Below are 8,139 nucleotides of genomic sequence, written 5' to 3'. Positions count from 1 at the left end.
GCCGGTGCTGCCCGACTCCGCACTGCAGCGCTCGAACAACCGCGGCAGCGGCAGCACCCGCATGGAAGGCACGCAGCCCATTCCGCCGCCGGCCGATACGCGGAAGTTCGCTCTGCCTGCGAGAAGCTGAGGGACTGCTTGAGGTCGCTCGGGGTGCGATCACGCCGGCGGAGTGCCTTGCGCAGCGAAATAAAGGAGGAGGCCGCAGCCCGGGGGACATTCGCGCAGGGGAGTACCCGGTGCCCTGTGCACGCACCCCGAACAACGCGCCAGCAGAAACTGAGAAGATCCAGAACATGACCCCCTCCCAGACCGCCCTCACCGACGCACTCGTGGCCGCACGCCGCGGCAACCGCACCCTCGATGCCACGCCCTGGACCGACGCGCTCGAAACCGATATCCAGGCCTATGAAGTGCAGGACGCCGTCGCGGCCGCGCTCGGCTGGTTCGACGCTCAGCCCGTGCCCGGCACGTGGAAGTCGGGCGGCGGTTCGCGCAGCGCGACGCTCACACACGCGCCACTGCCTCCTGCCGGTGTGCGTCGGAGCCCGGCGAACTTCAGCGACCTCGTGTTCCACGCGCCCGGCATCGAGGCCGAGATCGCCTTGCGGCTCGGACAGGACGTTGCGCCGGCACAGGCCGCGCAGCTCGATCACGACAACACCGCCTCGCTCATCGACGCCATGACCGTGTCGGTCGAAATCGTCGACTCCCGCTGGCAAGACCTCGCCGCAACACCCGCCCTGCTGCGCCTTGCCGATTCGCAGGTGCACGGCGCACTCGTGCTCGGCGAATGGACGCCCTACGCCGCCGTCGACTGGGCCTCGCAGCGCTGCGAAACGAAGGTCGGCGGCGCAGAGACCGTGGTGCGCGAAGGCACGCATCCGCTGGCCGACCCCGCATGGCTGCTGCCGATCTGGCTGCGCCACCTGACCCGACACGGCCAGACCGTTCCCGCGGGCACGGTGGTCACCACCGGCTCGTGGGTCGGCATCGTGCCCTGCCGGCGCGGCGATCAGGTGACGGCGGAGTTTGCCGGCATAGGCGCCGTCCGCTTGATCGTGTAGCGCTCGCCGCCCACCCCCGAGCACGCCACCAGAAAGTCGAGCACCGCCCGGACCCGGGCGGGCAGTGTGCCGGCCTTGCCGATGTAGACCGCGTGGATCGGCTCCACCTCTCCCGGGTTGAACTCTTCGAGCAACGGCACAAGCCGACCGGCGTCGATGTCGTGCTGGATGTGATACAGCGACAGCCGCGCCACGCCAGCCCCTGCGATGGCCAGCCGGCGCAGCGTTTCGCCGTCGCCCGCGCGCACCGGACCGGCCACGGGCAGCCACACCATGCGGCCGTCGACCCGCAGCGGCCAGTCGGGCGAACTGCGCCGGTAGCTCCAGCCCAGTCGGTTGTGGGCCTCCAGCTCCTGCGGCGTGCGCGGCGTGCCGTACTTCGCGAGGTAGTCCGGCGCGGCGACGATGGATTGGCTGGTCCCACCGAGCCGGCGCGCCACGAGATCGGAAGACGGCAGTTGGCCCCAGCGGATGGCGATATCCGCGCGCTCATCCATCAGGTCGACGATGCGGTCGGTCAGCGCAATGTCGAGCGTGATCTGCGGATGCCGTTCGAGCAGGCGCGGCACCAATGGCACCAGCTTGTGGTGCCCGAACGAGACGCTGGCATTGATGCTCACGCGCCCGCGCGCCGCCGCACCGGCCGCCGCGCAGCGCTCGGCCTCGTCAATGTCGGCCAGCACGCGCAGGCTGCGTTCGTAGAACTCCGTGCCTTCGGGCGTAAGTTGCAGCTTGCGCGTGGAACGGTGCACGAGCTGGATGCCCAGGCGCAATTCGAGCCGCGCCACGAGCTTGCTCATGGCCGAGGGCGTCATGCCCAGCAGGCGCGCCGCCGCCGAGAACCCGCCAGACTCGACCACCTGCACGAAGGCTTCCATTTCGCCGGAACGGTTGACGTCGATGCGCGGCATGGCTCCTCCGATCTATGAATTCGAGTCACAAGTATGTGTACCTGCGGCATTCTAGTCATCAGTGGCTTTCGTCCGCACAGTACAGGGCATCATGCCAATCGCTCTAATCGCCCTCACCGCCGGTGCCTTCGGTATAGGCACCACCGAGTTCGTCATCATGGGCCTGCTGATGCAGGTCTCGACGGATCTCCACGTCTCCATCACGGCCGCCGGCCTGCTGATCTCGGGCTACGCGCTCGGGGTTGCGGTCGGCGCGCCGGTGCTCACCATCGCCACCCGCAAGCTGCCGCGCAAGACCGTGCTGCTCGCGCTCATGGGAATCTTCACGCTCGGCAATCTCGCCTGTGCCGTGGCGCCCAACTACGAGATGCTGATGGCCGCGCGCGTCATCACCTCGCTGGCGCACGGCACCTTCTTCGGCGTCGGCTCGGTGGTGGCCACTGGCCTGGTGGCGCCCGAACGGCGCGCCTCGGCCATCGCGATCATGTTCACCGGGCTGACCGCCGCCACGCTGCTCGGCGTGCCGGCCGGCGCGTGGCTGGGCCTGCAGTTCGGCTGGCGCTCGGCCTTCTGGGCCGTGACGCTGATCGGCGTGCTGGCCTTCACGGTGCTCGCGGTGTTCGTGCCGCGCGTGAAGGGCAAGGCCGGGTCCGCGCCGCTGCGCGAAGAGCTCGCCGTGCTGGCGCGCCCGCAGGTGCTGCTCGGCCTGGCGATGACGGTGCTCGGCTTTGCCGGCGTGTTCGTGGTATTCACCTACATCCAGCCCTTGCTCACGCAGATCACCGGCTTGTCGGAGTCGGCCGTGTCGCCGATCCTGCTTGTGTTTGGCGGCGGGCTGGCCGTGGGCAATATCCTGGGCGGCAAGCTGGCCGACCGTGCGCCGATGGCCGCCGTGCTCGGTACGCTGGCTGCGCTGGCCGTCGTGCTGGGTGCGATGCAGTTCACCATCGGCACGCCGTTCACGGCGGTGGGGTTCGTCGGCCTGCTCGGCATGGCTTCGTTCGCCACCGTCGCGCCGATGCAGTTGCGGGTGCTGGAGAAGGCCTCGGGCGCAGGCCAGAACCTCGCGTCGAGCCTGAACATCGCCGCCTTCAACCTCGGCAACGCACTCGGCGCCTGGGTCGGCGGCGTGGTGATCGACCATGGGCCGGGATTGCGCGCGCTGGGCTGGGCGGCGGCGCTGCTCACGCTGGTGGGCCTGATGATCGCGCTGTGGAGCCGCTCGCTCGACCGGCGCGAACCGCGCAACGTACTGGGGGACAGCGCTTCGGCGCGAGTTTGATTCACTGGCGGTCGCAGCCGCCGAACTCAGTGCTGCCGCGTGATCAGATCACTGCGCGCCCCCTCAACAGGCATGAAGAACTCGAACCGATCGCGCCCCGCCGCCTTGGCGTTATAGAGCGCCGTATCGGCCCGCGCCAGCAACTCCTCTGCGGTGACGGAGGAATCGGCAGCACGGTGAAACGCGATGCCGACGCTGGTCGTCACCTTGATGCGCTGGCCGTCCACCGTGAAGGGCGGCGTGTGGACGCGCTCCACGATCTTTGCCGCAACGGTGGCCGCGGTGTCCGGTGCGGTCAGGCCTTCGAGCACGAGCACGAACTCGTCGCCCGCCAGCCGGGCCACCATGTCGGTACCGCGCACGCAGCCCAGCAGCCGCCGCGCATATTCGGTGAGCACCGCATCGCCCACCGCATGGCCCATCGTGTCGTTGATGGCCTTGAAATGGTCGATGTCGAGGAACATCAGCGCCATCGCATTGCCCGCGAGCCGCCCGCGTAGCACCGCTCCGGGCAGGTACTCGTTGAACGCCAGCCGATTGGGCAGGCCGGTGAGCGTGTCGAGCCGCGCCAGTTCGATGAGCTTGTGCTCCACCACCTTCAGTGCCGTGATGTCGTGCGCCAGCGAGAAAATGCCGTGCGTCATGCCGTCTTCGCGTACATCGGGGACGTAGGTGACCTGCGTGATGCGGTCGAAGCCCTGGCGCTGCATACGAGCCTCGAACTCCGCCCGCTCCCCGCCCAGCGCCCGCGCGAGCATCGGCTGGCGCGACTCGTACACCTCGCGGCCCAGCACGTCCTGCACCTGGCGCCCCAGCACCTGGGCCGGGTCGAGCCCGAGCCATTCGCGGCTGGTGGCATTGGCGAAGGTGATCTTCTCGTCGCGGTCGATGTAGGTGATCAGCGCCGGCATGTTGTCGGTGATGGCGCGCAGGCGCAGTTCGCTCTCGGCCAGGCGCAGTTCCGCCTGCTTCAGCGCCGTGATGTTGAAGGACATGAGGTAGAAGCCGACGACCTCGCCGCGCAGGTTCTTGTCCGGCATCAGGTTGGCCTGGAAGTATCCCTCCCTGCCGTGCATGGGAGCGCGAACCGGGAAACGCACCTTCTTGCCCGAGAACACCACGGGCAGGTAGGGCTTGAGCTGCGCATGCACCGCTTTGCCGAGAGCCGAACGCAGGGTCGTGCCCTTCAGCGAAGCGCTCTGGTCCAGGCCCGCCGTCTGGCGCGCCCTGACGTTGGCGAACAGGCAGTTCTGCTCGCGGTCGAAGTAGCCGACCAGCGCCGGGATGTTGTCGGTCACGTCGCGCAGCCGCTTTTCCTGCTCGGTCAGGGCCCGGCGGATGTTCACGTCCTCGGTGATGTCGAAGGTCATCGAGAACACGCCGCGCACCACGCCGTCGGCATCGATGTCGGGAATGTAGTGGGCCTTGAACGTGCGACCGCCAATGCCCAGCGCCGGGTCGCCGGACTTCTCGAGAATCACGGTCTCGCCGGCCAGCGCGCGCCGGAAGCTCGGCTCCACCATCGCGAAATCCGCGGGGCCGCGCACTTCCGGCATCAGGCGGCCCACCAGCGTCTTGTCCTTGTGCAGGGCCCGCACGTGCGCATTGACGAAGGTGTAGCGCATCGACGCATCGACGTGCGACACCATCGCCGGGATGTTGTCGGCAATGATGCGTACCTGAGCCTCGCTGTGCGCCAGGCTGAGCTCGATGGCGCGCCGCTGCGCCATCAGTTCGTTGAAGGTGCGCGAGAGATCGCCGATCTCGTCGAAGGCGTAGGTGCGCGCCGCCGCGGTCCCGGTAGCCGCCTCCCGGGTGGATTGCATGTGCTGGTGCAGTTCGGACAGCGGCTTCAGCTGCCGGCGCACCACCGCGAGGGCCAGCGCGCCCGCGGTCAGCGCCAACGCCAGCGCCCCGAACCACGCACCGCGTTCGATGGCGTTGATGCCCGCGAAGGCTTCGCTGCGCGGGTACATGGCGCCGACGATCCAGTTCGCCTGCTCGGCACGGTCGAAGGCATAGAGGCCGCGCACGCCGGCTTCGTTGACGCCCTCGCTCGAGCCCTGGAAGCCGGCCAGCGCGCGAAGGACCTCGGGGTCGCCGCCGCCATTCGCCTGGATGTGATTCAGGATGCGCGAGGCGTCCGGATGGTCGACCACGATGCCATCCGCGGTCGTCACGAACAGATAGCCGGTCTTGCCGAACTTGATGTCGGCGAGCGCACCCAGGATGTTGCGGTCCTTCAGGTTGATGGCACCTGAGATCACGAACCTCACCTGCCCCGCGTTGTCGAGCACCGGCGCGGTGATGGCCACCTGTGCCAGCCCGTTGAGCCGGTTGCGGTAAGGCTCAGATACGAGACCGGCCCGGGACGCAACCGTTCGCTGGAAATAGGGCCGATCCTTCACGTTCACGGTACCGATGCGGTTCGCACCGTTGAGGTTGGCCACGAGGTTGCCGTCCATGTCGAGGAAGGCGACGTTGTCGAAGGCCTGACGCAGCGAGGCGTGCCTTTCGAGGAAGGCCTGCAGCGGCACGGTGTCCTGGAAGTCCTGCGCTTCCACGCTGTCGCCGAAGGTCTGCAGCAGGATCAGCCGGCTGCCGAATTTCTGGTCGATGGAGTCGGCGATGGCGGCCACGCGGGCGAGCTGCTCGGCCTCGATCGAGGCTCGCATGTTGCTCTTCACGAAGTGCAGAGCGAAGGTGGCAATCGCGAAGGTGGCCGTCAGGACCACCGCCATCACGCCGAGGCTCAGGCGTGTGTGCAAACCGAACCGGAATTTCGAGAAACCTGTTTGAGTCATTGAACTGTTCGGACCGGTACGTTGCCGGAGGGAATTTCCGGACAGTATCGGTGCGATCCACGCACCGGCAAAGGGCTTGGATGCAGGGCGCGACGAACAGCTCTATGCCCCCGGAAAAATGATCACCTTTGCCTTACTTTCATTCGGACAAAGACGGGTCTACCCGGCGAACATCTGCAGCCCCCGAGCGCGCACGCGGGGCGATCAGCGCATCGACGAGGCTGTCCACGCGCTGCTCCGCGCGCCGCATCGAATTCGAAAGCTGCTCGCCGCCGAATTCGTCGGACTCCACCGCCGCCTCGAACACTTCGGTGATCCCGATGTAGCCGAGCGCCGAACGCACGCTGCTCTCGGTGTGGTTGAGGTGCGCGACGCGGCCGCCCGCGTCGTAGCCATGGTCGCCGCGCGCGCCCAGCAGCACCACGCGCTTGCCCGCGTCCGCCAGCAGCGGCCAGTACGGCACCGCGCCGCGCGAACGGTCGAACCCGAAGGTGCGCCCGACGCGCACGATGTTGTCGATCCAGGCCTTGAACTGCGCGGGCACGCTGAAGTTGTACATCGGCAGGCCGATCACGACCACGTCGGCGGCAATGAGCTGGTCGACGAGCCGATCGCTCTCGGCGAGCGCCTCGGCCATCCATGGCTCGCGCGCGGCCGGCGGCGTGAAGGCCGCGTGGATCCAGCGGCCGTCGACGTGCGCGGGTGGCTGCCGGCCCACGTCGAGGTAGTCGATGCGGTCGGCGGGCCGCGCCTTGCGCCAGCGCTCGACGAAACGCGCCGAGAGTCGGCGCGTGTGCGAGCCGTGGAGGTCGGTGCCGGAACGGCCCGGCCGGGCGCTGGCGTCGATGTGGAGGAGATTCATGGTCATGGTCTTGATGGATGAATTGGTATCTTTCGTCCCGCGCGGCCAGAATGGTGCGCAGGCCTTGAATCTAGGTTCACAAGCCACTCATCACAAACGACGATTTCTCCGCGCATGAACGAGATTGGCTCATCCATCCGCCCTCTCCGGCGGCTGCCTCCCCTGCTGTCGCTGCGCGCCTTCGAGGCTGCGGCCGCGCACCTGAGCTTTCAGCGCGCGGCGCTCGAACTGTCTGTTACGCCGTCGGCCATCAGCCACCAAGTGCGTGCGCTCGAAGACACGCTGGGCCAGCCGCTGTTCCGCCGGCTCACGCGGCAGCTCGCGCTGACGCCAGCGGGCCAGCGGCTGTTCGCCGACCTGCGCATGGGCTTCGATATGCTCGAAGCCGGCGTCGACAAGCTGCGCCGCCCCGCCGCGTCGCAGGCCGTCACCCTCACCACCAACACCGCATTCGCCGCGCGCTGGGTGCTGCCGCGCATGGAGGCGTTCCGCAGGGCCTGCCCGGGAGTCGAGCTGCGGCTGCATGCGAGCGACACCTTGGTCGACCTGGCGCGCGGCGACGCCGACATCGCTGTTCGCTCGGGCCACGGCAACTGGCCGGGACTGGTGTCGCGCGAGCTGATGCCCGAGCGCTATGCGCCTTTGTGCAGCCCGATGCTGGGCCTGAAACGCGCCTCAGACCTGCCGAAGCACCGGCTGATCCACTGCGACTGGCAGCCGCAGGCGCTCGCACCTGCCGTGTGGACGCGCTGGTTTCGCGAAGCCGGCATCACGCCGCCGAGGGCGCGCGCGATGAAGGCTTCGGGCCTGTCGTTCTCCGACGAGACGCACGCGACGCTGGCCGCCCTTGCAGGACATGGCGTTGCGCTGCTGAGCCTCACGCTGTCGGCCGAAGAGCGGCGCAGCGGCGCGCTGGTGCAGCCCTTCGGGCCTGCGCTCGACACCGGCAGCTACTTTCTGGCGGTCGCGCGCGGCAGCGAGAGCGAGCCGGCCGTGCGGGCGGTGTGGGAATGGATTGCGTCGCAGGCCGCACCGGAGCCGCAATCGCGAGGCTGAGGACAAGCTGGACGCAGAACTTGCAGGCTGTCGCAGTTCTCGTGGAGACTCGCGTTCCAACAACAAAGTGAGGAGAAGTCATGACGAGGTTTGCCCGCATCCCTCTTGCCATCGCAACAGGCGCGCTTCTTGTAATGGCTTTGGCTTCATGTGGAGG

6 protein-coding genes are annotated in these 8,139 nt (G+C 68.1%); 3 read left to right on the top strand and 3 right to left on the bottom strand.

The window, feature by feature from the left end; translation table 11 throughout:
* The first annotated feature begins 296 nt into the window (after positions 1-296).
* Positions 297-1,067, top strand: a complete 771-nt coding sequence (locus tag ACCD11_RS28090) for a fumarylacetoacetate hydrolase family protein (protein ID WP_413316384.1) — start codon at positions 297-299, stop codon at positions 1,065-1,067.
* Here the strand turns inward: ACCD11_RS28090 and ACCD11_RS28085 are convergent.
* Positions 1,016-1,978, bottom strand: coding sequence for a LysR substrate-binding domain-containing protein (locus tag ACCD11_RS28085; protein WP_007832749.1), 963 nt, complete (start codon positions 1,976-1,978; stop codon positions 1,016-1,018). The two genes, ACCD11_RS28090 and ACCD11_RS28085, sit on opposite strands and share 52 nt — an antisense overlap.
* Positions 1,979-2,069: 91 nt before the next feature.
* On the opposite strand from ACCD11_RS28085, the gene ACCD11_RS28080 reads away from it, so the two are divergent.
* Positions 2,070-3,260 carry an MFS transporter gene (locus ACCD11_RS28080; protein WP_413316382.1) on the top strand — a complete coding sequence of 397 codons (1,191 nt, stop codon included), beginning with the start codon at positions 2,070-2,072 and terminating at the stop codon, positions 3,258-3,260.
* A 26-nt stretch (positions 3,261-3,286) separates the two neighbouring features.
* Here the strand turns inward: ACCD11_RS28080 and ACCD11_RS28075 are convergent, their stop codons facing one another.
* On the bottom strand, positions 3,287-6,064 hold the full coding sequence (locus ACCD11_RS28075) for a diguanylate cyclase domain-containing protein (protein WP_413316380.1): 2,778 nt from the start codon (positions 6,062-6,064) through the stop codon (positions 3,287-3,289).
* A gap of 139 nt (positions 6,065-6,203) precedes the next feature.
* Complete coding sequence (locus tag ACCD11_RS28070; RefSeq protein ID WP_413316378.1) at positions 6,204-6,932, bottom strand: FMN-dependent NADH-azoreductase; 729 nt, start codon at positions 6,930-6,932, stop codon at positions 6,204-6,206.
* 108 nt (positions 6,933-7,040) lie between these two features.
* Between ACCD11_RS28070 and ACCD11_RS28065 the strand changes: the two genes are divergently transcribed.
* A complete protein-coding gene (locus ACCD11_RS28065; protein ID WP_413316376.1) occupies positions 7,041-7,982 on the top strand; it encodes a LysR substrate-binding domain-containing protein in 942 nt (313 codons plus the stop codon).
* The last annotated feature ends 157 nt before the right edge of the window (positions 7,983-8,139 follow it).

This window comes from Variovorax sp. Varisp36 (assembly GCF_047304235.1).
Lineage (GTDB): Bacteria > Pseudomonadota > Gammaproteobacteria > Burkholderiales > Burkholderiaceae_C > Variovorax.
Note: the sequence above shows the minus strand (reverse complement) of the source record. Positions and strands in the feature narration are given on the sequence as shown.